Annotated in this window: 28 protein-coding genes; 7 read left to right on the top strand and 21 right to left on the bottom strand. The window is 55.9% G+C overall.

The annotated features are described in order from the left end of the window. Positions 1–69 precede the first annotated feature (69 nt). The 20 genes from trxA to G482_RS0101885 all read right to left on the bottom strand — a co-directional run bounded on the left by trxA (position 70) and on the right by G482_RS0101885 (position 17,923). Positions 70–396 (bottom strand): thioredoxin TrxA, encoded by a 327-nt coding sequence (gene trxA / locus G482_RS0101985; RefSeq protein WP_028448612.1) that lies wholly within the window; start codon positions 394–396, stop codon positions 70–72. A gap of 135 nt (positions 397–531) precedes the next feature. After that, on the bottom strand, positions 532–1,887 hold the full coding sequence (gene radA, locus G482_RS0101980; protein WP_028448611.1) for a DNA repair protein RadA: 1,356 nt from the start codon (positions 1,885–1,887) through the stop codon (positions 532–534). 60 nt (positions 1,888–1,947) lie between these two features. Next, positions 1,948–3,264, bottom strand: coding sequence for a flagellar hook-associated protein FlgL (gene flgL / locus G482_RS0101975; protein ID WP_028448610.1), 1,317 nt, complete (start codon positions 3,262–3,264; stop codon positions 1,948–1,950). Positions 3,265–3,275: 11 nt separating this feature from the next. Beyond that, positions 3,276–5,459, bottom strand: coding sequence for a flagellar hook-associated protein FlgK (flgK, locus tag G482_RS0101970; protein ID WP_028448609.1), 2,184 nt, complete (start codon positions 5,457–5,459; stop codon positions 3,276–3,278). Between the two features lie 38 nt (positions 5,460–5,497). Next, on the bottom strand, positions 5,498–6,463 hold the full coding sequence (gene flgJ, locus G482_RS0101965; RefSeq protein WP_028448608.1) for a flagellar assembly peptidoglycan hydrolase FlgJ: 966 nt from the start codon (positions 6,461–6,463) through the stop codon (positions 5,498–5,500). Between the two features lie 163 nt (positions 6,464–6,626). Then, positions 6,627–7,718: a flagellar basal body P-ring protein FlgI gene (locus tag G482_RS0101960; RefSeq protein WP_028448607.1), complete on the bottom strand. Its 1,092-nt coding sequence runs from the start codon at positions 7,716–7,718 to the stop codon at positions 6,627–6,629. An 11-nt stretch (positions 7,719–7,729) separates the two neighbouring features. Continuing rightward, positions 7,730–8,416 carry a flagellar basal body L-ring protein FlgH gene (locus G482_RS0101955; RefSeq protein WP_231550523.1) on the bottom strand — a complete coding sequence of 229 codons (687 nt, stop codon included), beginning with the start codon at positions 8,414–8,416 and terminating at the stop codon, positions 7,730–7,732. Continuing rightward, the gene (flgG, locus tag G482_RS0101950) at positions 8,417–9,202 is read right to left on the bottom strand and encodes a flagellar basal-body rod protein FlgG (protein ID WP_028448605.1); all 786 of its coding nucleotides are present in this window, start codon (positions 9,200–9,202) and stop codon (positions 8,417–8,419) included. Positions 9,203–9,237: 35 nt separating this feature from the next. Then, positions 9,238–9,978: a flagellar basal-body rod protein FlgF gene (gene flgF, locus G482_RS0101945; RefSeq protein ID WP_028448604.1), complete on the bottom strand. Its 741-nt coding sequence runs from the start codon at positions 9,976–9,978 to the stop codon at positions 9,238–9,240. Positions 9,979–9,988: 10 nt separating this feature from the next. Next, entirely contained in the window at positions 9,989–11,503 is a 1,515-nt protein-coding gene (locus G482_RS0101940; protein WP_028448603.1) for a flagellar hook protein FlgE, read from the bottom strand. 14 nt (positions 11,504–11,517) lie between these two features. After that, positions 11,518–12,201 (bottom strand): flagellar hook assembly protein FlgD, encoded by a 684-nt coding sequence (locus G482_RS16950; RefSeq protein ID WP_051258654.1) that lies wholly within the window; start codon positions 12,199–12,201, stop codon positions 11,518–11,520. A 15-nt stretch (positions 12,202–12,216) separates the two neighbouring features. Continuing rightward, entirely contained in the window at positions 12,217–12,630 is a 414-nt protein-coding gene (gene flgC / locus G482_RS0101930) for a flagellar basal body rod protein FlgC (RefSeq protein WP_028448602.1), read from the bottom strand. A gap of 23 nt (positions 12,631–12,653) precedes the next feature. Then, a complete protein-coding gene (gene flgB / locus G482_RS0101925; RefSeq protein WP_028448601.1) occupies positions 12,654–13,058 on the bottom strand; it encodes a flagellar basal body rod protein FlgB in 405 nt (134 codons plus the stop codon). A gap of 274 nt (positions 13,059–13,332) precedes the next feature. Continuing rightward, the gene (speD, locus tag G482_RS0101920; protein ID WP_051258653.1) at positions 13,333–13,719 is read right to left on the bottom strand and encodes an adenosylmethionine decarboxylase; all 387 of its coding nucleotides are present in this window, start codon (positions 13,717–13,719) and stop codon (positions 13,333–13,335) included. Further along, a complete protein-coding gene (locus tag G482_RS20415; protein ID WP_169721044.1) occupies positions 13,716–13,883 on the bottom strand; it encodes a hypothetical protein in 168 nt (55 codons plus the stop codon). Before G482_RS20415 ends, speD begins: the two co-directional genes overlap by 4 nt. After that, a complete protein-coding gene (locus G482_RS16945; protein ID WP_051258652.1) occupies positions 13,880–15,355 on the bottom strand; it encodes a DUF4178 domain-containing protein in 1,476 nt (491 codons plus the stop codon). The genes G482_RS20415 and G482_RS16945 overlap by 4 nt, the downstream gene beginning before the upstream one ends. A gap of 21 nt (positions 15,356–15,376) precedes the next feature. Next, positions 15,377–15,778, bottom strand: coding sequence for a GFA family protein (locus G482_RS0101910; protein ID WP_028448599.1), 402 nt, complete (start codon positions 15,776–15,778; stop codon positions 15,377–15,379). 107 nt (positions 15,779–15,885) lie between these two features. Then, entirely contained in the window at positions 15,886–16,998 is a 1,113-nt protein-coding gene (locus G482_RS0101900) for an SPFH domain-containing protein (protein ID WP_028448598.1), read from the bottom strand. A gap of 172 nt (positions 16,999–17,170) precedes the next feature. Beyond that, a complete protein-coding gene (locus tag G482_RS0101890) occupies positions 17,171–17,500 on the bottom strand; it encodes a hypothetical protein (RefSeq protein WP_028448597.1) in 330 nt (109 codons plus the stop codon). A gap of 21 nt (positions 17,501–17,521) precedes the next feature. Then, positions 17,522–17,923 (bottom strand): DUF350 domain-containing protein, encoded by a 402-nt coding sequence (locus tag G482_RS0101885; protein ID WP_034618613.1) that lies wholly within the window; start codon positions 17,921–17,923, stop codon positions 17,522–17,524. A 63-nt stretch (positions 17,924–17,986) separates the two neighbouring features. On the opposite strand from G482_RS0101885, the gene G482_RS0101880 reads away from it, so the two are divergent. From G482_RS0101880 to G482_RS0101870, 3 genes are all read left to right on the top strand, one after another. After that, positions 17,987–19,498, top strand: coding sequence for a polyamine aminopropyltransferase (locus G482_RS0101880; protein WP_028448595.1), 1,512 nt, complete (start codon positions 17,987–17,989; stop codon positions 19,496–19,498). After that, positions 19,498–21,126, top strand: coding sequence for an NAD(P)-binding protein (locus G482_RS0101875; protein WP_211227550.1), 1,629 nt, complete (start codon positions 19,498–19,500; stop codon positions 21,124–21,126). Before G482_RS0101880 ends, G482_RS0101875 begins: the two co-directional genes overlap by 1 nt. Positions 21,127–21,224: 98 nt before the next feature. Beyond that, entirely contained in the window at positions 21,225–22,469 is a 1,245-nt protein-coding gene (locus G482_RS0101870) for a glycoside hydrolase family 18 protein (RefSeq protein ID WP_028448593.1), read from the top strand. 64 nt (positions 22,470–22,533) lie between these two features. Here G482_RS0101870 and G482_RS0101865 read toward each other — a convergent pair whose 3' ends face one another. Next, positions 22,534–22,860, bottom strand: a complete 327-nt coding sequence (locus G482_RS0101865; protein ID WP_028448592.1) for a DUF2325 domain-containing protein — start codon at positions 22,858–22,860, stop codon at positions 22,534–22,536. Positions 22,861–23,132: 272 nt separating this feature from the next. Between G482_RS0101865 and G482_RS0101855 the strand changes: the two genes are divergently transcribed. The 4 genes from G482_RS0101855 (at position 23,133) to G482_RS0101840 (ending at position 26,415) form a co-directional block, all read left to right on the top strand. After that, complete coding sequence (locus G482_RS0101855; RefSeq protein WP_028448591.1) at positions 23,133–24,344, top strand: Re/Si-specific NAD(P)(+) transhydrogenase subunit alpha; 1,212 nt, start codon at positions 23,133–23,135, stop codon at positions 24,342–24,344. Continuing rightward, positions 24,332–24,688 carry a proton-translocating transhydrogenase family protein gene (locus G482_RS0101850; protein WP_245575229.1) on the top strand — a complete coding sequence of 119 codons (357 nt, stop codon included), beginning with the start codon at positions 24,332–24,334 and terminating at the stop codon, positions 24,686–24,688. Before G482_RS0101855 ends, G482_RS0101850 begins: the two co-directional genes overlap by 13 nt. Before the next feature lie 2 nt (positions 24,689–24,690). Then, positions 24,691–26,058, top strand: coding sequence for an NAD(P)(+) transhydrogenase (Re/Si-specific) subunit beta (locus G482_RS0101845; RefSeq protein WP_028448589.1), 1,368 nt, complete (start codon positions 24,691–24,693; stop codon positions 26,056–26,058). A 156-nt stretch (positions 26,059–26,214) separates the two neighbouring features. Next, complete coding sequence (locus G482_RS0101840; protein WP_211227548.1) at positions 26,215–26,415, top strand: Lar family restriction alleviation protein; 201 nt, start codon at positions 26,215–26,217, stop codon at positions 26,413–26,415. The last annotated feature ends 46 nt before the right edge of the window (positions 26,416–26,461 follow it).

The following is a 26,461-nucleotide window of genomic DNA, read 5'->3' as shown; positions in this document are numbered from 1 at the left end:
TGCTGCAGTGGCGATTAATCACCACTGCAGTCAATTTAGAAGCAGACTAATTCAAAATCCAGCGCAATGTCAAATATTGCTATCGAGGAAGGCTGTCAGTTGCGATTTAGAGAGTGCGCCAACTTTAGTCGATTTAACTTCGCCATCCACAAACAGCATCAGAGTTGGGATACCGCGAATACCAAATTTCGGTGGCGTCGCTTGGTTTTCATCGATGTTGAGTTTGGCCACTTTCACACGGCCAGCATACTCTTCGGCAACTTCGTCCAGAATTGGGGCGATCATTTTGCAAGGACCACACCATTCTGCCCAGTAATCTACCAACACCGGGCCACTGGCTTGCAGAACTTCTGCGTCAAAACTCGCATCAGTGACATAGGTGATTTTATCGCTCATTGTATTCTCCAGAAGGTGGGGTCGATAGACCGAATGCTAAACAAAAAACCGGGCTAGCAAAAGCCTTTCTATAGAGCTTAGGGCATCGCAGGCGATTTCAAGCTAGTACGCCAAATTTCTGCGCAGCGGTTGCGATTAAAACGCTGCCTCTACCGCCTGCTCCAAGCGGTCGACTGCAATCACCTGCAAACCCTCAATCGGCTGTCGTGGCCGATTGGCCTTCGGAATAATCGCCAGATTGAACCCCAGTTTCGCGGCCTCACGTAAACGCTCTTGCCCGCGCTGCACAGGGCGCACCTCACCTGCGAGCCCGACTTCACCAAACACCACTAGTTTTGGTGGCAATGGGCGATTTTTAAGTGAGGACACAATCGCGATCAGCATCGCCAAATCAGCCGCTGGCTCGCTAATTCGAACACCACCCACTGCATTAATAAAGACATCCTGATCAAAGGCGGCAATCCCGGCGTGGCGGTGCAAGACGGCCAGCAAAAGCGCTAGCCGGTTTTGCTCCACCCCGACCGCCAGGCGTTTCACCTGGGCGGCATGGGCATCATCGACGAGCGCCTGCACTTCGACCAGCATCTGCCGCGAGCCTTCCTGCGTAACCATTACGCAACTACCCGCCACCGGCACTTCATGCTGGCTTAAAAACAATGCCGACGGGTTTGCGACCTCGCGCAAGCCCTTATCGGTCATGGCAAACACCCCTAATTCATTCACCGCACCAAAGCGATTTTTGATCGCCCGAATTAGGCGAAAACTAGAGTGGGTATCGCCTTCAAAGTACAGTACCGCATCGACAATATGCTCCAGTACGCGTGGACCGGCTAGCGCGCCTTCTTTCGTCACATGCCCAACGAGCAAAATTGAAGTACCGTGCCGCTTTGCAAAGCGGGTTAACTGCGCCGAACATTCGCGCACTTGCGCCACGCTGCCCGGCGCACTGGTCAGCGCCTCGGTATAGATCGTCTGAATCGAATCAATGACCGCCACTTTGGGCGCTTCCCGCTCCAAAGCCAGCAGGATTTTCTCAAGGCTAATTTCCGGATAGAGGCGCACCCCTGCTGCCGGCACCTCAAGGCGCCGGGCCCGCAAAGCAATTTGCTGGGCCGATTCTTCACCGCTGACATACAGCACAGCGTGCTCTTGAGCTAAGCGGGATAAGGCCTGCAGCAATAAGGTTGATTTACCGATACCGGGATCACCGCCAATCAACACCACGCCACCGGGCACCAAACCGCCGCCCAAGACACGATCCAATTCACTGAGTTGGGTTGGCGTGCGAGGCAGCTCTTCGGCCTCCACCGCAGATAAATCCTTAATCTGCCCATCCGCGGCTAGGCTTTGAAACCGCCCTTGGGTTGTCGCTGGGGCGCTGACCTGCTCTTCGAGCGAATTCCATTCCCCACATTGCGGGCACTGGCCTTGCCATTTGGGCGAAAGCCCTCCGCAGCTGCGGCATACATACTGGGTTTTACCTTTACTCATTACATCCTCGAAAAACAACGGCCCGCATCGCGGGCCGTGAGCTGACGGTGAATGTGGCCATTATATGTATTTAAACAGGCTCAACTCCTGCACTTGGGCAAAAGATTTACGCGCGGCATCCAGCACCATCTGGTTTTGTGCAAACTCACTGATCGCCGCGGCGTAATCCAAATCCTGCAGGCCCGACAAGGTTTTAGCATGCTGCAGTTTCAGATCTTCGGTCGTATCGTTGACCGACTCGGTTTCTTTCATCCGCGCGCCTAAATAAGAGCGCACAGTTAGCACATTACCCAGCGCATTGGATAAATCAGATAAAGCCGTATTGAGTTGATTTTGAAACGCCGCCCCACCAGTTGACCCTGAGCCAGGGTTATTGAGTGCACTCGAAAGCGCCCCCAAGGTCGCAAATAAATCAACATTGCTACTTGGCTTAACGGTAAATTGGTCGCCCGCTGCCGGCGCACCTTTCACACTCAACTTCACCCCAAAATCCCAAGCAGCAGCCGTTTCACCGGTTTGCTTGGCAAAAATAATATCGCCGCCTTCGGTATAAGTACGCGGGAATGCCGTACCTGCCGCCCGCGGGATCGTCGCCCCATCAATCAAAGAGGTATTGGTGGTGCTATTGATCAGATCATAAGTCGTAACGGTTTTATTGGGGTCTAGCGGATCAGGCAAGACCTGAAAAGCCACCTTAAAATCCCGGGGCGCCGGCGCATTCGCCCACGCGGTGCTATTCAAAACCTCGCCGGGGCTCACAATCCCGGTGCCCGTATTGGTTGCAGTATAGGCGGTCACAAAAGTACCGTTACCGTTTTTGATCCGCTGAAACGCATCAGCACCGGATTCAGAAATCGGAATCTGCCGCCCATCTGAGATCTGCACCAAGCGCTGGCCATCATCGCCGTTGTACACCACTTGCCCAAAGGTCGTTTCGGTAAAGGGGCGCACATCGCCTTTGTAGCCAGAAAACAGATAATTCCCCTGCCCGTCGGTGGTATTCACCAGCCCCAGCAGCTCCTGATAACGCCCTTGCAGCTCGGCATCTTTCATTTTCTTTTCTGCAGGGCCCAGCGCCGGATTACCGGCACTTACGGCAAGTTCTTGCACGTTCTGAATCAGATTCATTACTTGATCCAGCGTGCTATCCGACAGGCGCATAAACGAATCCGCGGCCGTACTGTTGGTGCTGTACTGCTCCTGAATCGATTTGGCCTGCGTAATATCCAAAATGCGCGCCGAAGCAATCGGATCATCGGCTGGCGTTAAAATCTTGCGCCCAGTCGAGAGCTGATTTTGCAGCTTGGCCTGATCGGCAATATGGCGCTGTAGATTGACGCTGCCGATATTAAAGAGGGTGGTGGTTGCGATCCGCATGATCAAACTCCTTAACGACCAATATTCAGGATTTCCTGAAAGGCCGTTTGCGCAATCTGGATAACTTTACTGGCAGCCTGATAGGCCTGCTGATAACGCAACAGGTTGGCCGCCTCTTCATCCAAGCTCACGGCCGACACCGAATCACGGCTATCTTCCGCATTACTTAATAATTTATCTTGAGCCTTGCTCATGATGGTGGCTTCATTGGTCTGGGTACCAATTTTGCTCACCATCCGGCCATAAGATTCCTGATACGTGGCGGTACCGCCTTCCAGAATCCGGGTGGTCTGCAGCTTGCCCAGCGCCAGGCCATTGCGATTATCGGCCGAGCCGCCAATATTCGACGTCACATTAATCACATCACCGGTCGCTGGCGTGCCATCTAGCTTCATCGTCCAGCCGTTCACATTCAGACTCATCCCCGGCGTATAAGTTTGCGCCGCCGAGGTAACCCCAGTCACGGTATCGGTATAGGTAAAACTAGTCGGCGAAGTGAAGTTGATATTCACCGGATTGCGAATCGCCGGGTTAAGTGCCGCATCGGTGCTGCTCACGCTCGGCGTATTCACCACATGATCTACCACTTTCAGGCTGCCGGTATTGGCTTTCGCCACGGTCGCCAGCATGGGCGCCGCCACGGCCACCTGTTTAGGGTCAGTAATGCGCACAGACAAAGAGCTAATCACCCCTTCTAGCGGTTTGAGCACAAAGCGGTCGTTTGGGTTCATCGTGCCCGAAGCGATTTGAAAGCTCATCCCATCCTGCTGAATACCCTGCGCCATTTGAGCGGCAGTGTACGATGTGCGTGTGCCATCGCTCATCCGGTACAGCGAATAATTGCTGCCATCAAAGCTCAGCTCATAATTACTGGCCGTGAGCTGACTAATATCGCTGATATAGCCTGTCAGTTGCGCCGTACCGGTGTTTTTGCTGTTGCTATTAATCGTGCCAATCGCCGGTGGGAAAGCAAAGCTGCCTTGGGCCGGTAAGCTTAAGCTGGCCGACGCGGCGGATAGCGTTAATCCTGTAACCGGATCGGTACTACCCAAATTCACCACCCCGCTGGTAGCGCCATCCGACAAACGTTTGATGACATAACCAGTGCCGCTGGCCGTAATCGAAAAATCACTGCTTTCATTAGTACCATTGGGTGAAGTCGCCCGGATATTGGTGCCGCCAACGCTAAATTCCACGAAATTACTGCGTGGAATATCAAACAAATTGCGCCCCAAATTGCCGTTCAAATCTTGCCCGGCTTTGTGTTGCTGGTTAAATGATTCCACCATGCCCAGCGCTGTGCGCTCCAGGCTATTTTGCGCCAAGTCCAGCGCCTGATTACGGTAATCCAGCAAGGCGCCTAGTTGCCCACCCGCCAGCTGTGATTCCGGCATAAAGATGGTTTGATTATCCTGCATATAACCAACGGTAATGCGGCTTGGGTCGGCCGGGTTGCTATCGGCCACCAGCTTGCTCACACTGCCGCCCACCACCAGCCCTTGGCCATTACCCACAAACACGTTGATGCTGCCATCATCCATGGTCATGGTATTGGCTTTCACCAGTTTATTTAGATCTTTAACCAGTAAATCCCGCTGATCCAAGAGATCATTAGGCGGCTGGCCTGACGATTGGGCCACCACGATTTTGTTATTAAGCTCGGCGATTTGCTGGGTATAGCTATTAATCGAATTCACTGCATTGCTGATTTCGCCATTCAGCGCATTGCGCTGTTCTTGCAAACGCTGGTTGAACACCTGAAAGCGGTTAACTAGGGTTTGCGCGCTGGTCAGCATGGCTTGCCGCGCAGGCGGGCTGGCCGGATTGGTGGTGACGTTTTGCACCGAGCTGAAAAAGTCTTGCAGCGCCGGCGACACCCCGGCATTGGGGTCGGCCACAATATTGTTAATTTCGGTCAGATGCGCGAGCCGGGTTTGCTGATAGCTCGATTGAGTCTGCGCCACTTCCACTGCTTTGGTCAGAAAGCGATCATACATCCGGGCGATGGTATCCACCTGTACGCCCAGGCCATTAAAACCGCTGCCCGATAGCAGCGGATACGGCGCACTCTGGCGCAATACCTGACGGGAAAACCCGTCGGTATTCACATTCGAAATATTATGGCCGGTGGTGGTAATCCCCAGATTGGCGGCATTAAGCCCCGACACGCCAATATTGAAAACAGATGATGCCATGATCTAACCCCTTGCAGTCTCTATCGGTGGCTGGCGGCTTAACTTGAGCGCGCCATACCCAGATGAGCGGCGACCCGGTCTGCAACGCGGGTCAGTTTTTGTACATACTGCGGATCGGTGGCATAGCCACCATTGGCGAGGGCCTGAGCAAAGCCCAAGGCGCTATTGCCCTGCGCCAAGGCATCGCCGTAGCGACGCTTCAATAACCCGGCGTAATCAGCCAGCGCATCGCCATAAGAGTCGTAAGCGCGGAATTTCTCGATGCGCTTTTGCGCAATCCCATCCACGTATTCGGTGGTCAATACATCCACCGTTTTGCCCTGCCAGCCCGCACCGGCTTTTATCCCGAACAGATTATGCGAATCGCCGCCGTCGGCAGTTTTAATATTTTTGCGCCCCCAGCCGGTTTCCAGCGCCGCATGCGCGAGCAATAGATGAGGCGAAAGGCCCAGCGCCTGCGCCGTGGTTTTGGCCGCCTCGCCCAGCTTGTCCAGAAAGGTTGATGCCGCGCCGCCGGCTTGGGCATCAACCTTGCCACTCACAGCGGGCGTAGCGGCAAGGGGCGCGACCTCGGCGGCAGGTTTTGCCGCCCGTGCACTAATCCCCCCGGCCAGCTGCACCGCAGGCTTGCGCAACTGTGGCAAGAGCTGCCCCGCCAGCGGCGAAGTGGCCACCTCTTTCAACAGCGCCGGGTTGCGCTGGATTTCCAGCTGTTTAACGATGGTATTGGCAAAGCCGATACCGCCATTTTGCGCCCAGGTTGTGGCCCATTGCTGATCGCGCATCGCGCGGAAGGTATCGCCGGCAACGCCTTGTTCCAGCTCATTTTGCGGCACTGATTTGCGCATGGCGGTGAGCATTTGCTGCAGCAATAAAGCTTCAAATTGCTGCGCTACGGCCTTGGTCGCAGCCGGGCTTTGCGCAGCCGCACCTGCGCGCAAACGATCCAGACTACGTGGATCGGCACTCATACCGGCTGAATCAAAAGGGGCGACGGCGCGCATGGCAAACTCCTGCAAACAGGCCCATTACCAAGCAAAGAGCGTGCCGAAAATAAAAAGCGCGCCACAAGAGGCGCGCCAAACAATCAAGCTAGAGGGGTATAGGTCTAAAAACTAATTTAATCAGAGGCTACAACGCTATACCCTCAAGACAACCAATCACAACTTAGATCACTTCCAGCTCGGCATTCAGTGCCCCGGCAATTTTCATTGCCTGCAAAATCGCCAGTAAATCTTGCGGCGTGGCGCCGACCGCATTCAGCGCGCGCACCACCTGATTCAGATTCGTGGCCTTGGGCAAGCGCACCACCGGGCCTTTGCCTACTTCGATATCAATCTCAGCATTCTGGACCTTCACCGGCTTGGCATTGGTCAGCGGATTGGGCTGCTCCACTTTGTTATCGGCCAGAATCGTCACCGTCAAATTGCCGTGGGCAATCGCACACGGATCGACCGTGACGGCCTGATTCATCACCACCGAGCCGGTGCGGGCATTGATAATCACCTTGGGCGACGCTTCGGCCGGGGTGACATTCAGATTTTCCAACCGAGCCAGAAAGGCCACGCGCTGGTTTGGATCTTGCGGTGCGCGCACCTGAATCACTCGTCCATCCAGCGCCGCCGCCACCGGCCCCACCTGGCCATTGATGGCGTTGACCACGCGATTGGCGGTAGAAAAATCGCTTTTCAGCAATTCGAGCTGGATAAATTCACCATTACCCAGCAAAGTCGGTACCGCGCGCTCCACCGTGGCCCCGGCCGGAATCCGCCCGGTAGCCAGTTGATTCACTTGCGTACTAGAGCCACCGGCCGCCGCACCAGCGCCGGCCACCACCAGATTACCCTGTGCCATGGCATAAATTTGCCCATCGGCCCCTTTCAGTGGCGCCATCAGCAAAGTGCCGCCGCGCAGGCTTTTGGCATTACCGATCGAAGACACCACAATATCCAAGGGCTGCCCCGGGCGCGCAAACGGTGGCAAGGTTGCCGTTACCGTTACCGTAGCCACGTTTTTGAGCTGCATATTGCCCCCGGTGGGCACCTGCACTCCCATATTGGTGAGCATATTCATGACCGATTGCACGGTGAAGGGGGTTTGCGTGGTCTGATCGCCGCTACCATCTAAACCCACCACCAGCCCATAGCCCACCAGCTGGTTATTGCGCACGCCTGAAAAACTAGCCAGATCTTTTAATTTATCGGCATACACTGGCAGGGTATACACACAAAGCGCAATTGCAATAATAACCTTACGCATATACCCCTCCATTAGAATGGCCACACCGACAGAAAGAAGCGCTGCATCCAGCCCACGGTATTGGCGTCATTAATTGCGCCCTGCCCCACTTGCTCGATGCGGGCATCCGCCACCCGAGTCGAGGACACCGTATTGCCAGCTTTCACGTCGTTGGGATTCACCACCCCGGTAAAGCGCAGCACATTGTTATAGCCATTCACCACAATCTGCTTATCGCCACCGACCGCCAGATTGCCATTGGGCAAGACATCGGTCACGGTCACTGCGATCGAGCCTTTGAAGGTATTGGTGCTATTGGTTTCACCTTTGCCGGCAAAGGTATTGGTACTGCTGAGGTCAGCCGTGGCATTAAACAGCTTGGTGATCGCTGAAGGCAGATACGGCACATCGGCGGAGCCCTCTAGCGTGAACGAGCCATTGCGGTTGGTGCTGCTATTGGCTTTGTTAGCGGCCGACAGGGTTTCTTCAATCGTCACCACCAAAATATCGCCGACCCGGCGCGCATTCGGCTCTTCGAATAGCAAGCGGGCCGTGCCGGGCTGGAAAATTGCACCATTATTCGCCGCCGTCACCACCGCTGGCTGCGCGCGGGCCGAGGTGGGCTGAGTAATCACACTTTGTGGCGCAACGCAGGCATTAAGCAATACAGCCAGCCCAAGTGCGCCCAGCATGCGCAAGAAACGGAAGCGAATCATCATTTACAGTTGAGCCAGTTTGGCCAGCATTTGGTCGGTGGTGGTCACAGAGCGCGAATTCATTTCAAATGCGCGCTGCGCCTGAATCATATTAATCAGCTCTTCCGTGGCATTCACGTTCGAGGTTTCGGTGTATCCCTGATTGATCGCGCCCAAGCCATTGGTGCCCGGCTGGCCCACGGTTGGCGCCCCACTGGCCACCGTTTCACGATACAGGTTACCCCCCATCGACTCTAAACCGGGCGGATTAATAAACGTTGCGGTCTGGATATTACCGATTTGCACTGGTGCTGCCGCATTATTATTCACAATGGCCGACACGGTACCGTCGGCGGCGACGGTCACCTTGGTAGTGCCTTGCGGCACCTGAATCGCGGGCGACAACTCGTAGCCACTGGAGGTTACGATAGTGCCCTGGCTATTCACCTGAAACGCGCCATCACGGGTATAACCAGTGGTGCCATCGGGCAAAGCGATCTGAAAGAAACCATCACCATTGATCGCCAGATCCAGCGCTCCCTCGGTACGCTGCAGATTGCCCACCGAGTGATTGCGCACCGTGGCCACCACCTGCGCACCGGTACCGACATACACGCCGGTCGGCAGGCTGGTTTGCTGGCTCGACGCCCCGCCGGCCTGGCGCAAGGTTTGGTACATCAGGTCTTCAAACACCGCGCGTTCGCGCTTATAACCATTGGTGTTCACGTTGGCCAGATTGTGCGACACGACATCAATATTGAATGTCATGGCATCCATGCCGGTTTTGGCGGTCCACAGCGAGCGCATCATGATGCGGGCTTCCTTCTTAAAGCTTTAACTATCGATTAGCCGTTCAGATTCAGCAGCGAGCTGGCTGAGCGGGCATTTTGATCAGCGGTTTGCAGCAATTTGATCTGCAAATCAAAGTGGCGCTGGGTAGAGATCATATTCACCAGCTGTTCCACCGCATTAACATTACTACCTTCAATCACCCCGGAAGCCACGGTCACGGCCGGATCGGCCTGGGCCACTTGCCCATCGCGGAGGCGAAAGAGGCCATCCATGCCTTTTTCGAGCTGGTTTTCCGGCGGATTCACCAGCTTCAGCCGGCCTACTTCCACCACCTGCCCGGGGTTGGTGATATCAATCGCACTCACCGTACCATCCAGCGCAAACACCACCCGGCTATTTTCCGGCACCGTAAGCGGGCCATTTTCGCCCTGCACAATTTCACCGGCGGTGTTTTTCAGCAAACCACTAGCATCCACCATCAAGCTGCCATTGCGGGTATAGGCTTCGCCGGTTGCGGTTTGCACGGTGAGCCAGCCTTTTTCCCGAATGGCGATATCCAGATCTCGGCCGGTTTGCTGGAAGCTGCCGGCAGTCATGTCTGCGCCGGGGGTTTGTTGCACCGTAAACGCGCGGGTTGAAAGGCCAGGGCCACCCAAGACCGGAATGGCCCGGGCGGCGGCCAGCTCGGCCCGGAAACCTGGCGTTGAGGTATTGGCCAGATTATTGGCGATGGTGGTCTGGCGCACTTCACTATTGCGGGCGCCAGTCATCGCCACGTAAATCAGTCTATCCATGAATTAAGACTTATCGCAGGTTCACAATGGTTTGCATAATGGTGTCTTGCGCTTTGACGGTCTGCGCATTGGCCTGATAGTTACGCTGGGCGGTAATCAGGTTTACCAGCTCGCTGGTTAGATCGACGTTAGAGTCTTCCAAGGCGGCGGCTTGCAGCAAACCGGTATTGCCACGCCCTGGGGCATTGGTCAGCGGCTGCCCAGAGTTAAACGACTCGGCCCAGCGGTTATCACCCAGTGGCTGCAAGCCCTGTGGATTGGTGAAGGTTGAGAGCACAATCTTGGCCACATTGCGGCTTTGGCCATTGGAATAGCGCCCTTGCACGACCCCTTCTTTACTCACCGAAATACCGGTCAAAATCCCGTCGGTATAGCCATCTTGCGTGAGGGTATTCACGTTATACGGGCTACCAAACTGGGTCGATTTATCAAAGTACATCTGGAAATTCAGCCCAGACGAGCCATTATTCAGCGCGGCGGCACTCACCGAGAAGGTGCTCCCGCCGGTAGGCAAGCCGGTAGGCTTACCATTGGTATCAAAAGTCAGCGTGGTTTTCAGGCCCGCCGCAGCGGCCGCTGTGGCCGATGCCGTTTGTGCGGCGGCCAGTACCGTTGCAGCAGTTGCGCCGGGCGCTGCCGCAGCGGTAGCTGCTGCGGTGGCCACTGCCGCCGCAGCTGCGGTACCTTCGGTGGCAGCTGCGGCCGCGATTGCGGTATTCACCGATGCGGCTGTCGCACCACCAATCGAGGCAGCGGTCGTGGCAGCAGCAATCGTGGCCGCTGATTGCACCCCGATTGAGGCATCAGAATTCACCACCTTGCCATCCAAGGTGTAGCGCACATCCCAGGTATTGGTCGCGCCACCCGCCGCCGGGTCTTGCTTGCGGAAGTAATAGGTCTGCGTATGCGCCACACCCAGCGAGTCATAGACTGTCGCGGAGGTCGAGTAGTTGTAAGTGGTTGGGTCGGTCGATGAGAACGTAATGCTGGCCGGAATCACTTTATCCGCCGCATTCAGGTTCAGCCCCATGGTCAAACCTGCGCCGGTCACGCCTGAGGCACCGGTGGCACGCGCGCCGATATTGGAAAACTGCAGCTGAATCGGCTGTGGTGTAGAGCCTTCCAGGAAAATACCGGTACCAGCATCCACTGGCCAGCCAGTTAAAAACTGGCCGTTATTCACGATGAAACCTTCTTTATCCAGCTGAAACTGGCCATTACGTGCATAGCTGATACTGCCGGTTTGATCCTGCATGCGGAAAAAACCATTCCCGGTAATCGCAATATCCAGCGGGCTATTGGTGGTGGTGGTATTACCCTGCGAAAACTGCTGGGCAATCGTGGTCACTTTGGCACCAATCCCGGCAATATTGGCGGCCGTACCAAAGGTGCTGGCGTAGATATCGGCAAATTCAGCGCGCGAGCCTTTAAAGCCAACGGTATTCACGTTGGCAACGTTATTGCCGATCACGTCCAGATTTTTGGCCGCTGCATTCAGGCCACTTAAACCTTGCTGGAAACCCATGATTCGCTCCTTACTTAGGCTTTCGCATCGCGGATCTGCACGATGGTGCCGAATCCTGTTTTATTACCGTTGGTGAGATAGACACTCACGCCATCGCTACCAAACTCGACTGACTTGGCGATTTGCCAGGTTGTCGGTAGTAAAGCAATATCCTTGCCATCTTTCACGGCCGAGGCGGTAATCGTGTAATTACCGGCCGCGGCCATGCTGCCATCCGGTTTTTTCCCATCCCAATTCACCTGCACCAGACCGGATGTCGTGGTATTGACCGGCAATTTGGTCACTTCCACGCCTTTTTCGTCGCGAATCGTCACAAAGCCATTACTCGCCCCATCTGGCACGGTAACGCGCAGATCTGCAGCCGTTGAGCCATCAAAGCGGAAACCGTTGCCGGGCGAGAGGATTTCTTTGCCGATCAGATTTGCCGCCTGCATCACCTGCGTGCCGGCATACATGCCAGCCATTTGTGACATGGTTTGGTTGAGTTTTTCGATCCCGCTCACCGTATTAATCTGGGCGATCTGGCTGGTGGTTTGCGCGTTATCCATTGGATTCATCGGATCTTGGGTTTGCAGCTGCTTGACCAGCAATTTCATAAAGCGATCTTGCTGCTCTTCCATTTCCGTTTTGGTCGTGGTTTTGCGCGTATTGAGCGAGCTGTAATCAAACGAAGAACCAGAAACTGGGGTGGTAGCCATGATTTAACTCCTCAATTACACCTGACCCAGCGATAGCGTACGCATCAGCAGGGTTTTGGCGGTATTCATCACATCAATATTGATTTGGTAAGAACGTGAGGCCGAGATCATATTGGTCATCTCATCCACCACATTCACATTCGGCATTGCCACATAGCCATTGGCATCGGCAAACGGGCTTTTTGGGTCAAACACCATTTTGGGCGGCGATTGATCTTCGATCACCCCCGCCACCTGCACCCCAACGGATTGCTTATTACTCGCCGTTAAAGGCTGAGCCTGAAACACCACCTGCTTGGCACGATAGGGTTGGCCGTTGGAGCTGGTAATCGATTCCGCATTGGCCAGATTACTAGCCACGGCATTCAGGCGCGCCGATTGCGCCCGCATCCCCGAAGCCGCCACATCAAATACTCGAAACATCGACATGCTGTTGTGCGCCCTTTACTTGATTACTGGCCGGTCAGTGCCGTTTTCATCGATTCAATGCGCCGCTGCAGGAAGGTGACAGAGGCCTGATAGCGGATCGCATTGTCGGTAAATTCTTTCATCTCGGTATCCATATCGACGGTATTGCCATCGATCGAGGGTTGCCGCTCATTACGGTACTGCAGCCCCGGCGTAAAGAGATCGATGGTTTGGCTTGGCTGCAGATGCCGGGCATTGCTGGTGGCCAGCTGCGCTGGGGCCTGCTGCTGGCGCGCCGCCTCGTAGGCTGCTTTAAAGTCAAAATCGCGCGCCTTGTAGTTGGGCGTATCTGCATTGGCAATATTGGAGGCCAGCACTTCCTGGCGGTACGAACGCAGCTTGAGCGCGGTTTCCTGATTGCGGAAATGATTGTCGATTTTTGACAGCATGCCGAGGAGCTCCATAAGAACAGCCTAATGCAAGCACAAAATATGCCAACGCCAAACGCATACAGCTTCCCGCGCTGAGCGCCTGATTTAATGGCACTTTTAGCACGCCCCGGGGCCGATCTGCGGGCGCAATGGGCAAAACCGCTCGGCGGCAGCGGCAAGGCTTGCCGCCACGGCTGGCAGCGATGCGGCAAGCACAATAAAAAAGGGATACCCAAATAGGTATCCCCTTAAAATTTAGACTGGCATTAGCTTCCAGCGCCATACCCCTACACTAGCAACCGCGCATAATCACCTGCTCGCGTACCGTACTGGCCTGCAGCTGCACTTGCAACACCGCTAGCGCGGCCGCGGCATTGGCGGCGCCGCACATGAATAAATCCACCGCCGCATAGCCATGCTCGGGCCAGGTATGGATGCTGATGTGCGATTCCATCAGCAGCAGCATGCCAGTCACCCCCTGCGCGGGGCCGAAATGATGAAAATGCTGCTGCAACACCTGTGCTTGCCCGGCGCGGGCGGCGGCCAGCATGGCGGCGGCGATTAGATCTGGATCGGCCAGGTAGTTGGCCGGGCAACCGCTCAAGTCGGCAATTAAATGCCGGCCCACCGCCAGATTTGGCGGGGCCACGCTGGCCAGCGCCTGCGCATCACGCTTCATTTATGTCCCCCACCCGAGCTCCAGCCGCCTGAAGACGAGCCACTACTCCAGCCGCGGCTGCCCCCGGATGACGACGACGATGATTCGCTGCAAGACGAGAGATTAAACAAGGTGCAGATGGTGATGATGGCAATACAGTAGAGCTTATACAAACCGGCTTTCATTCATCATCCCCATTGCCTTGATTCAGCGGCCAATGCAGCGCATAGGCGGCGATCCCCGTCCAGAACAGCTGCTCGATCAGCTCATCGGCAAACAGCGCCAGCGGCAGATTGATGGCCAGCAAAATCAGCGTATAGCGCCATGCCAGGCTACGGCTCACCTCGCCATCGTCGCCCGCTGGGCGCAGGCTTTTAATGTCTTGTTTGCCAAACCACTGCGCGATTTGCTGATTACTCACCACCTTGGCTTGCGACCACACTACTTCTTCGGCGTTGACTTCTTTACTGAGCGTGAATTCGCCCTGCCGATATTCCTGCAAATGCACCCGATCGCCGACGCTCACCCGCCAGTTAAACGCCCCGGCGGCATACAACACTTTGGCGCCATAAGCGGGAAAACGCTGTGGATAGCGCTGGCCATCGAGCACCACATGCTGCGCGCTCCAGCTCTCCGGCAGACGATTAAGCACTGTCACCCAGCTCCAGCCATCTTGCGCTTCCACCAGCCAGCGAAAACCTTGCTGCCAGTTGTACAGCAGGTATTCGGTCCAGTGGCTATCCGCATCGTCGGTTTCGGCCATTTCGATCAGGCCGATGACGGTCCATTTCACGCCTTCGATCATCGCGCCATCGCCGCAATCCAGCGTGGCATGATAGCGCTCGGCTTCCGTATGCTTGGTCAGCACCAGCGCCCGATCGCCCGAGCAATCCACTTCCGAACCACACGCCGCGCAGACCAGTTGCGTCGCCACCCCGGCCCGATACGGCAAAGGGCTGCCGCAATTGGGGCAGTCGAGCACATGCGCCGCGCCCTTGATGCGCCCGGCGCTGCGCTGAATATCTTCATCACTGCGCAGTAATTGCATTTGCAGCGCCGCAAGCTGCACCGCCTCACCCACATAGAGTTGCGGCTGGGTTTGCGTTGCGGATACATCGGAATAATCCAGCGTCAGAAAGCGCTCGCCACTGCGACAATCCACCACCTGCGCCTGATAGCCATTGCCCACCACAAAGGGCAATTCGCCCTGCCCGCCGACGCAATTGGCCACCCGCTTGTCGGTCACCACAAATGCTCGCCCGCCGTGCTCGTAGCGCCCCTCGGGCTGCAGCGCTGTCCAGGCTGGCGCATTGCTGGCCAGCCCTAACGGCAAAGTCACCATATACTGGCCGCTGGCATCGGCCAGCCAGCCAAATTTGCCATCGGCAAAACCAATAAACCACTCATTCCACAGGCCCGCAGCATAGCGCAGCTGAATCCGCCCCAGCACCGTAAACGCACGCCCGGCAAAGACGCCACTAGCGCCAATTTGCAGCGGCGAATAGTCTTCGAGCACCTGGCCAATCTTGCCGAGGTCTTTCACCTCGTCAGCATTGCGCAGCACCCGGCTTTGACAATACTCGCAGACCGCCAAAGCCGAAATGGTGGAGCGAAAAAGCACCTCAGCGCCGCACGAGGGGCAAGCGGTACGGAACATCAACAATCATCCTTCATTCTGTTATCGCCCCGGCTGCCACTCGTCATACTCAGCCAAGCCCTCATACCCCAGCCAAGCCTTACGGTGTGAAGTCCAGATATGCATACCGCCGCGAATGCCCGGATCGTCTTGCAAGGTACCGACGCGCACAATCAGGTTTTCTTGCCCGGCTTTTTCGCCATACAAATGCGTACCGCATTCGCCGCAGAAATAGCGCGATTTACCCGGTGATGATTCAAAGAATTTAAGCTTATCTTGCCCCGCCAGCACCCGAAAATGCGCGCGCTTCGCGCCCGCGACGCTATTAAATGGCGTACCAAGTACGCGGCGGCAAGTATCGCAATTGCAATGAATTACCGGGGTAAAAAACTCGTCGACTTCATATTGCACCTGACCGCAGGCGCAGGCTCCCTGTACGCTCATTCTATGTCCTTGTGGTATTCATCAAACGCCCAGTACGCCCACATCATGCAGACTGCGCCGACCACACCCAAAATCATCACCAGTGTATTCATCGCATTGCTCCAGAATTAACCAATCAGCTTTTTCAACACTTCCGCTTTCGCGCTGTCGTAATCGGCTTGGCTAATCAAGCCCTGATCGAGCAAGCCTTTGAGCTGGCCGAGTTTGGCTTGCGGGCTGTTTGGATCTGCGGCAGGCGCAGCATTACCCTGGGCAGGTACTGGCGGCTGAACTCCTCCAGCCATTACCCCTACGCCCATACCCCCATCAGTACCAATCACCACCCCCGCGCCCGCTGGCGCTGCTGCGCCGCCTAGCCCCAGAGCATTGGTCATTGCGCCGGCCATCACTTGGCCGACGCCTACACCGGCGGCCATGCCAGCACCGATACCGGCCAAGCCACCTTCGTTTTGCGCTGCGAGCGGAATGGCGTTGGCGGCTTGGTATTGGGTATAGGTTTGCATATTGCCGATCATGCCCATCGTGATGCGCGTATCGATGGCTTTTTGCAGCTCTTCGGGCAGGCTGATGTTTTCTACCGCGAAGTTATCGAGCTCAAGGCCGTATTTGGCAAACACCGGCGTTAGTGCTTCGCTGATTTTCTGGCTCATCAAGCCTTGATTACCGGCCATATCGAGGAAAGGCACGCCCGCGCCACCGAGCGCCGAGGTCATCGTCGCGACGACAAGGTTGCGCAATTGCAGCTCGAGATCATCCCGCGTGTAAACCTCACGCGTGCCGCTGATTTCGCTAAAGAACAGTTTCGGATCGACCAATTTGTACGAATACACGCCAAACGCGCGCATGCGCACCATGCCAAAATCGGCGTCGCGAATCGTAATCGGCTGCGGCGTGCCCCATTTGCGACCGAGCTGCAGGCGGGTGCTAAAGAAATACACATCCGATTTAAATGGCGACTCAAACAGCTTGTCCCAGTTTTTCAGGTAAGTGAGCACCGGCAGCGTTTGCGTGGTGAGCTTATACATGCCCGCGCCAAACACATCGGCAATCTGGCCTTCATTAATAAACACTGCCGCTTGCGATTCGCGCACCGTCAGGCTGGCACCATACTGAATCTCGAAATCGGCCATCGGATAGCGATACGCCAACACGCCATCGCTGTCCTCATTCCACTGCAGAATGTCGATAAATTGCTTTTTAATAAACGAACCGAGACTCATGATGCACTCCATCTGCCAGGCAGAAAAAGACTTAAAATAAACCGCTTAAAATGTCCAAAATAGCATCGAGGCCGAACTCTAAGCCCCATTCGATCGCTTCTTCCAGTAAATCGAATCGCAACTGAGCTTTCTCTCGCGTACCCATCATTTACTCACTAACCGCGGTGGGAGATTATTTGCGCGTAATACGTCGACTTAAACTGGCCGTCGCTTGGGGTTTGGATAAGGCCGAAGTAGGATTGATCACTCGCAGGTCATCGCCTGGTTCGGAGTTAATTTGGCGCCCAAATAAAAACCCGTTGATGGTGAATTCCCCGCCAAAATTAATGACATTACCGAATACAAAACCATCGACTTTAATTTTAGCGCCAGCTCGTATCGTAATTGAGCCAAACACAAAGCCATCTACTTTGCAGATTTGCCCGGCTTTGACTTCTAGATGCCCCAGATGGAAACCATCGATCTTTTGACGCGTTTCAAATACCGACGACAGAAAAACCATTTTGATTCTCCAACACGTAAATTAAGACAAACACCCCGCATTAATCACCCCGACGGCCACCGAGATACACCCGGCTAGTATCCCCACCGCCACGTTATTGGCAGCGATCTGCGCGGGCATACCCTTGATGCATTTCACCAGAAAGGCATACACACCAATCTGCACTACCCCAGCCAGCGCGCCCCAGATTAAAAAGAATTCCAGGCGGTTTAAGTGCCAGGCGCTTGAGGCCAGCGCCAGCGAAAAACCGATCAGCGCGCCGGCCAGCGATAAGGCCGCGGCCACATTGCCTTCACGGATCAGCTTCAATTCGTCGTAGGGCGTGATTTTGATGTACAGCATCGCAAACACAATCAGCATCGCGACGCCGCTAGCGAGGTAGCTGAAATAGCCAATCAGCGGGGGCAAGTAGCTGGCAAACATGGGTATTCCTTACTTGTCTCAGGCATAATGCTGTCATTTTGCTCTAAAGCTATCGAAATATCCATGCGAGAAAAACTGCTGATCCTTTCGGTTTTTATTGTTGCCTCTTGCGGGCTGGCCTATGAGCTGATCGCGGCAGCGCTGGCCAGCTATTTGATGGGCGATTCGGTGTTGCAGTTTTCCTCGATCATTGGCTGCTATCTGTTTGCAATGGGTATTGGCTCGCATTTATCCAAATACGTGCCCGAAGGGCGCACGCTGGATCGCTTTATCGAGATTGAGCTGCTGGTGGGCCTGATTGGCGGTCTATCGGCAACGCTGCTGTTCGTGGTGTTTGCCTGGGCGGCCGCGCCGTTTCGCTCGGTGCTGTATGCCCTGGTGTTTCTCACCGGCACGCTAGTGGGGATGGAGATTCCACTGGTCATGCGGGTTTTGAATCAGCGCAAAACCGATTTTGCCGAGCTGGTGAGCCGCGTGCTGACGTTTGACTATATGGGCGCGCTAGCCGTATCGCTGCTGTTTCCGCTGGTGCTGGCACCGCATCTGGGGCTGGCGAGATCGGCGCTACTGTTTGGTTTGGTCAACGTGGGCATTGCCCTACTCACCACCAAAATCTTCCGTCACGAATTAGCCCACGCCAAACTGCATCTTTTACGCGGCGGCGTGGTGGCGCTGGTGTTGCTGGGCGCGCTGCTGGGGGCGGATAAGCTCACCAAATGGAGCGAAAAAACCCTGTATGGCGATGAAATCATCCACGCGCAAACCACGCCCTATCAGCGACTATTGATCACGCAGTGGAAAAACGACACGCGCCTCTACATCAACGGCAATCTGCAGTTCTCCAGCCGCGATGAATACCGCTATCACGAAGCCTTGGTGCACCCGGTGCTGGAAAAACTGCCGCAGGCCAAATCGGTGTTGGTACTCGGCGGTGGCGACGGGCTGGCGGTGCGCGAGATTTTGAAATACCAAAATATCGAGCACATCACCTTGGTCGACCTGGACCCGGCGATGACCGATTTATTCACGCATAACGAAAAACTGGTCGGGTTTAATCAACATTCGCTATCCAACCCGAAAGTCAAAATCGTTAACGCCGATGCCGCCCAGTGGATCGAGCAAAACCTGCAGGTTTTCGACGCAATTATTATTGATTTCCCCGACCCGAGTAATTTTGCGCTCGGTAAATTGTATTCGGTACCGATGTATCGCTTGGTGAAAAAACACCTGAGCGAAAACGGCCTGATGGTGGTGCAATCGACGTCCCCCTTGCATGCCCCCCGCTCGTATTGGTGTATAGATCAGACTTTGAAAGAGGTTGGGCTGTATACCACCCCATATCATGCGTTTGTGCCGTCGTTTGGCGAATGGGGCTTTATTCTGGCCAGCAACAAGCCCGGCTATACGCCACCGACGTCGTACCGCGTAAAAACGAAATTTCTCGATGGCGAAACCACGCGACAGATGTTCTTTTTCCCGCCCGATATGCAACCCGTTAAGGTCGAAGCGAACCAGCTGAATAACCAATCGCTGGTGCATTATTTCGAGCAAGATTGGTCGCAGGTGATTCGCTGATGTTTGCGATGAATCGCCGCCAATTTTTGCAAAACAGCGCCGCACTGGGGCTGGCGATGACGCTGCCGGCCTGTCGCGAGCTGAGCCACTGGGGCATCCCTATCCAGGTGTATCTGCCTGGCATGCAGGAGGGGCATCGCTTGCGCGACCATACCCCCCTGCCCAAACCCAGCGAAACTCGCCGAGTCAAAGTGGCGATTTTGGGCTCAGGCGTAGCGGGCTCGTTTGCCGGCTGGCGGCTACAGCAGGCCGGGTTGCGCGATGTGGTCTTAGTCAGTGGCCCCGAGCCGGCGGGCAATGCCGCCGCTGGGCAATTTGGCGCCAGCGCGGAGAGCGCCTATCCGCGTGGGGCCCATTATTTGCCCCTGCCCTCGCTGGCCTCGCGCCATGTGCGCGAGCTTTTGGCGGCCATGGGCGTCATCGAAGCCGACCCATACAGCGAACGCCCACGCTACAATGAAACCGCGCTGATTCACGCGCCGCAGGAGCGGCTGTGGGTACAGGTACAATGGCAAGAAGGCTTGTTGCCACATCAAGGCATCCCCGCGGCCGAAATCGCCGAGCAGCAACGCTTTATGGCCGCCATACAGCAGTTGCAGCATGCGGTGGGCGCGGATGGGCGCAAAGTGTTTGCGATACCGCTGGCGCTCTCAAGCCAGGACCCACTGTGGCGCGGGCTGGATCAACTCAGTTTTGCCCAGTGGCTGGCGCAACAAGGCTACCGCGCGCCCAGCCTCTTGTGGTATCTCGATTACGCCTGCCGCGATGATTATGGCATTGGCCTGGCGCAAACCTCGGCCTGGGCTGGGTTGCACTATTTCGCCGCGCGCGGCGGCGAAGCGCACAATGCCGAGCCGGGCGCCGTGCTGACCTGGCCCACCGGGCTCAATCCAATATTGCAATTTATGCAGCAGCCCCTACGCCAAGCCGGTGGCTGGCTGCCGGGTATGGCGGTGGCGCTGCAGCCAGAAGATCAGCACGTGGCGGTGGATATATGGCAGCAAGGCAAAGTGATCCGCCTGCTGGCCGAGCGGGTGATCTGCGCCATGCCGCTGCATGTGGCGCAGCGTTTGCTGGATTTACGCACGCTGGGCTATGAGCCCGCCCAAGCCTTGCCCCATGCGGCCTGGCAGGTGAGTAATTTTCTGCTCAAACGTTATCCGGCCGAGCCCGCGCACACGCCGCTGAGCTGGGATAATGTGGTATACGGCAGCCCCAGTTTGGGCTTTGTGAATAGCACTCACCAGCTGATCCGCGCCGCCAAACCCGCACACACCGTCTTTACTGCCTATCACGCCTACGCCGGCCAAGACCCACGCCAGGTGCGCGCGCACTTAGCCAGTGCCAATGCAGATGCGCTCTATCAAACCGCAGTGCAAGATTTGGCCACCGTGTACGGGTTCGATCGCCCCATCATCGCCCAAGAACACATCGCCGCCGTCGAAATCACTCTGCGCGGCCACGCCATGAGCAGCCCGATTCCTGGTTTTTTAAGCCACAGCGGCCTCGCCGCCCTGCGCCAGCACAGCGGGCAGATTTTGTTTGCGCACAGCGATTTAAGCGGGCTATCGGTATTCGAAGAAGCCAGCTGGTGGGGCGAACAGGCGGCGCAGCGAATTTTAGGCTAGAGCTTAGGAGCAAAAATTACAACATTAAAAACAAGCAGATACTCAAAGCCGGCATAAATCCATACACTGAACTTTCTTTCACAGAGGAGAAAGTCGTAATGCGCACACTAATCAGTGTCATTGCAGGTAGCTTGGTATTAGCCGGCTGCGCCACACCGGAACCAAAAGCAGAAAATACTTATCCGGAACTGCAAAAAACCAACGCGGTGGTTCAAGATCATGGCAAACAAGTCGTGAGTTACATTCGAACTTGGCCATTGGGTTCTACGGTCAAAGATATGGATGCGGGCGTATATTGGCGAGCAGACCAAATCCGTTGCGAATTGCTGACTACGCTGAATATCAGCTTCGCCCAAATCCGCGACGGTGAGGCCTACATCAAAGAGCTGGAAGTGCAGCCCAATTCTGACAAGTCAGGCACAGTCCCACCTTTCACGAATTTGTGGCAAGAAGTGGCGAAAGTACAGCAAAAATGCCCACACTTGAAAACCAATCTCTCGATTGGCGGCTGGGGAGCAGAAGGCTTCTCCGATCTCTCTAAAACCCCAGAATCACGCGCTAAATTCATTGCTAGTGTCCTAAAAATGGTCGAAGCGAATCAACTGACAGGGGTTGATATTGATTGGGAATATCCAGTCGGTCCAGATTGGGGCGTGCCAATCAAAACATCAGCCGATGATCGAGAAAACTATCCCGCTTTACTCGAAGATATCCGAGCAGCCTTGGATAAATTGGCCACCAAAACCGGCAAAAAATATCAGGTTTCAGTCGCGGTTCCTGCCAGCCCATGGTTTGTGCAAAAGAACAACATTCGCCGCATTGAAAATGCAGTCGATTACCTGAAAGTCATGGCCTATGACTATTACGGTACTTGGAGCAAAACCACTGGCCACAATAGCAATCTTTATCGCAACCCGAGCGATCCTGCCTGGGGTGGCTGGGGTTCTGATCAAGGGATGCAGGTTTATCTGAATGCTGGCGTAAAACCGCAAAAATTGCTTTTGGGCCTAGCTTACTATGGCCGAGGCTGGAAAGGGGTAAGTAACAGCAACTCAGGTCTATTCCAGAAATTTACTGGTGCCGCGTATGAAGACGGTGTTACTTACACCGACATCCAGACTAAATTCCTGACCAACCCAGCATACAAACGCTATTGGGACGAAACCGCCAAAGCCCCTTGGCTTTATAACGGTGACGTTTTCATTTCTTATGAAGATCAGGAAGGCCTGAAATACAAGGCCGATTACGCCAAAAAGCATGAACTGGGTGGCGTAATGATTTGGGAATACGCACACGATATGAATGGTGAACTCCTGCAGGCCACCAATAATTTCCTGCGCTAATCCTCGCAATATTCAATGCAAAAACCGGGCTAAGGCCCGGTTTTTTTATGGCGTGACCTTTAAGCTACTTGCACTTCTTGCGCTTCGGGCACTGCGTGCAGTCTTTTACCTCATTGAGTTTTTCCAGACTCTGGCTCAAGGCACAGACCGAGCGGCGGCAGGCGAGGAAACGCACATTCTCTTCATTGGCCAGCTCGCGGTAGGCTTTCATCACGTTGTGGCTGAGAAAATCGGTAAACAGAATCAGCAAATCAGCGCCATTGAGGCTGGCCGGTTTACGCTGATGGGCCACATTGCGGCCGCTCACATGTTTATGCACTTTAATCCCGTGCTCGGCCAGGACTTGCGGGATATTGCCGAGGACGTCGGCACCAACCAGATAGGCGTTCATTGCGGCTTCCTTGTCAGTTTCAATTCAGATGAGAATGATTATCATATAAACGATAATTATTCTCAATAGCATTGGTGTGTATTTTCTATGAACGGCGCAAAGTTTGCGCTAGCGCAAATTCACCGCGGCTGCGGCGGGCGGGGGTTGCGCTGGGTCAAACGGGCGGGCCCACAGTTGCGGCTTAATATCCTCACCTCGCTGCGCAGGCAGTGGTAAGGCGCCCCGCGCGCGGCCCCGGTGTCCGCTGGCGGCCACACATAAGGACTCCACCGATGCTGTTTTTGATTCCCAAAGAAATCCAGCGCGACGAAACCCGCGTCGCGGCGTCACCCGATACGGTGAAAAAACTGGTGCAACAGGGCCATCAGGTGCTGGTGCAAAGTCAGGCGGGCCTGGCGGCCGGCTGGACCGATGAAGCCTATTCGCTGGCCGGCGCCAGCATTGCCGCAGATACCACCACCCTGTATGCCGCCAAAGGCATTATTCTAAAAATAGCTGCGCCCGATACCCACGAGATTGATCAATACGCCCCCGGCTCGGTCTTGATTGCGCAGCTGCACATCCATCGCTTTCAGCATCTCCCCCAACTGGCGGCCCGACAAATTGACACCTATGCGCTCGAGCTGATTCCGCGCATTACCCGCGGCCAAAGCATGGATGTACTGTCCAGCCAGGCCAATATTGCCGGCTACCGCGCGGTGTTGCTGGCGGCGCAGTATTTCCCGCGCTTTATGCCGATGTTTATGACCGCCGCCGGCTCGGTGAAACCGGCGCGGGTGCTGATTCTGGGCGCTGGCGTGGCCGGTTTGCAGGCCATTGCCACCGCCAAACGCTTGGGCGCGATTGTGGAAGTCTTTGACGTGCGCCCCGCCACCCGCGAGCAGGTGGAATCGCTGGGTGCTAAATTTATCGAAGTGGCCCTTACCGCTGAAGAACAAGCCGCCTTTGCCCATACCGGCGGTTATGCCAAAGAAATGTCGGCCGATTATCAGGCCCGCCAGCAGGCGCTGATTGCCCAGCAAGCGGCGCTGGCCGACATCATCATCACCACCGCCCTGATTCCGGGTAAACCCGCTCCTGAGCTGATCAGCGCCGACACCGTAGCCGCCATGCGCCACGGCAGCGTGATTGTGGATCTGGCAGCGGGTCTGGGCGCCAATGGCGGCGGCAATTGCCCGCTGTCACACCCGCAAGACGTGGTGCGCACGGACAACGGCGTCATCATCGTCGGCCAAGCCAATCTGCCTGCGCTGATGCCGGCCGATGCCTCGGCAATGTTTGCCCGCAATGTATTGACTTTCCTTGGCCTGCTGCTGAATGCCGACGGCCACTATGCACCTCAGCTGGATGACGACATCGTGAAAGCCACGCTGGTCACCCATGCCCAGAGTGTGTATTTCGCTGCAGCTCAAGCTGCGCCTGCCCTGCAGAGCCATACCCAGAATAACAACAAGGAAGTTGAGGAGTCCGCATGTCAAGCCTAGCCCTGGCAGCATCTGCTGCAGCTCATCTCCCCGCCACCAGCGGGCCCGACCCCATCATCGCCAGTCTCACGATTTTCGTGCTGGCGATTTTTGTCGGTTATCACGTGGTATGGAATGTCACCCCCGCCCTGCATACGCCACTGATGGCGGTAACCAATGCGATTTCCGGCATTATCGTGGTGGGCGCCATGCTGCAGGTGGTGGATATCCACGCCCAGCAGATCACCCTCACCAGCGTGCTGGGCGCGATCGCGATTTTCCTCGCCAGCATCAATATCTTTGGCGGCTTTTTGGTTACCCAGCGCATGCTGGATATGTTTAAAAGCAAAAAAGGGGAGCGCTGAGCATGGCTAATCTGACTGCGCTGTTATACCTCGTCGCGGCGGTGCTGTTTATTCTGTCGCTGCGCGGCCTCTCTTCGCCCAAAACCGCGCTGCGCGGCAATCTGTATGGCATGGTTGGGATGACCATCGCCATTCTGACCACCTTTTTTGTCGCCAATGAGCCGGTCATCTGGCTGATTTTGGCCGCGATGGCCGCCGGTGGCCTGGTGGGCGCCTACAAAGCGCGCACCGTGGCCATGACGGCCATGCCAGAGCTTGTCGCCGCCATGCACTCGCTGGTGGGGCTCTCGGCGGTGCTGATTGCGGTGGCGGCGGTGTTCCACACTGGTGTCAGCCACACTGGCGCGCAGCAAATCGAGCTGTTTATCGGCGCCTTTATCGGCGCGATTACCTTCACCGCCTCGGTGGTGGCGTATGGCAAGCTCTCTGGCCGTTTTGGCGCCAAAGCGCTCAATTTCAAAGGCCAACATCTGCTAAATCTGGTCTTGGCGCTCACCATGCTGGGCTTGGGGCTGGTGTATTACGCCACCGGCAGCGCGGCGGCGTTTTTAATGATGCTGGCCGTGGCCCTGGCGCTGGGGGTGCTGCTGATTGTGCCCATCGGTGGTGCGGATATGCCAGTGGTGGTGTCCATGCTGAATTCGTATTCGGGCTGGGCGGCCGCCGGGATTGGCTTTACGCTGGATAATCCGGTGCTGATTATCGCCGGCGCCTGCGTGGGCGCCTCGGGGGCGATTCTGTCCTACATCATGTGTAAAGCCATGAACCGTTCCATCATTTCGGTGCTGCTCGGCGGTTTCGGCGCCGAAGTGAGCGCCGGCAATGGCGCAGCGGGCGGGGCGAAAAATTATCGCTCGGGCTCGGCCGATGACGCGGCCTTTTTGATGGAAAACGCCGAAAAAGTCATCATCATCCCTGGCTATGGTCTGGCGGTATCGCGCGCGCAGCATGCGCTGCAAGAGCTGACCGATCTGCTCACCGAGCGCGGCGTGGATGTGCGCTACGCGATTCACCCGGTGGCGGGCCGCATGCCCGGACATATGAATGTGCTGCTGGCCGAGGCGGAAGTGCCGTATGAAAAAGTCGTGGAAATGGAAGAGATTAATAGCGAGTTTTCCAGCGCGGATGTGGTGCTGGTGATCGGCGCCAATGATGTGGTGAACCCCGCGGCGAAAAACGACCCCAGCAGCGCGATTTACGGCATGCCGATTCTGGATGCCTACAAAGCGCGCACCGTGATGGTGGTCAAACGCTCGATGAATGCCGGCTATGCCGGGCTGGATAATGAGCTGTTTTACATGGATAAAACCATGATGGTGTTTGGCGACGCGAAAAAAGTCGTCGAAGAAATGCTGCAAGCCGTGCATTAAGCCGGCCACGTAGCCCACTCGGCTCATCCCGCAGCACCTCTGATCGCCCCGCCGCCCCTCTGGCGCGCGGGGCGTCTATGCTAAAGCCGCTGGCGCACAGATGCATTTTCCTGGCCGGCGCGTTATCCTTGCCGACCTTCGACAGTGAGTCAGTCCATGAGCATAAGCCCCACCACCCCAGCCACTTCCGCTCAAGCCTGCCCCAAATGCGGTGCCCCGGCCGAGCCGCAGAAAGCGGGCTCGAATCGCTACTGGGTACAGTGCAGCAAATTTGGCAAAAACGGCAATTGCAACGCCATCAGCCAACAAGGCAGCAGCAAGAAAGAAGCCATCGCCAACTGGAATAAGCTGCGCTAAACCTACCCACCACATACCCAGAAGGGTATTAACCCTAAAAGCTCAG

It is taken from the genome of Chitinibacter tainanensis DSM 15459, from assembly GCF_000429785.1.
Classification (GTDB): domain Bacteria; phylum Pseudomonadota; class Gammaproteobacteria; order Burkholderiales; family Chitinibacteraceae; genus Chitinibacter; species Chitinibacter tainanensis.
Note: the sequence above shows the minus strand (reverse complement) of the source record. Positions and strands in the feature narration are given on the sequence as shown.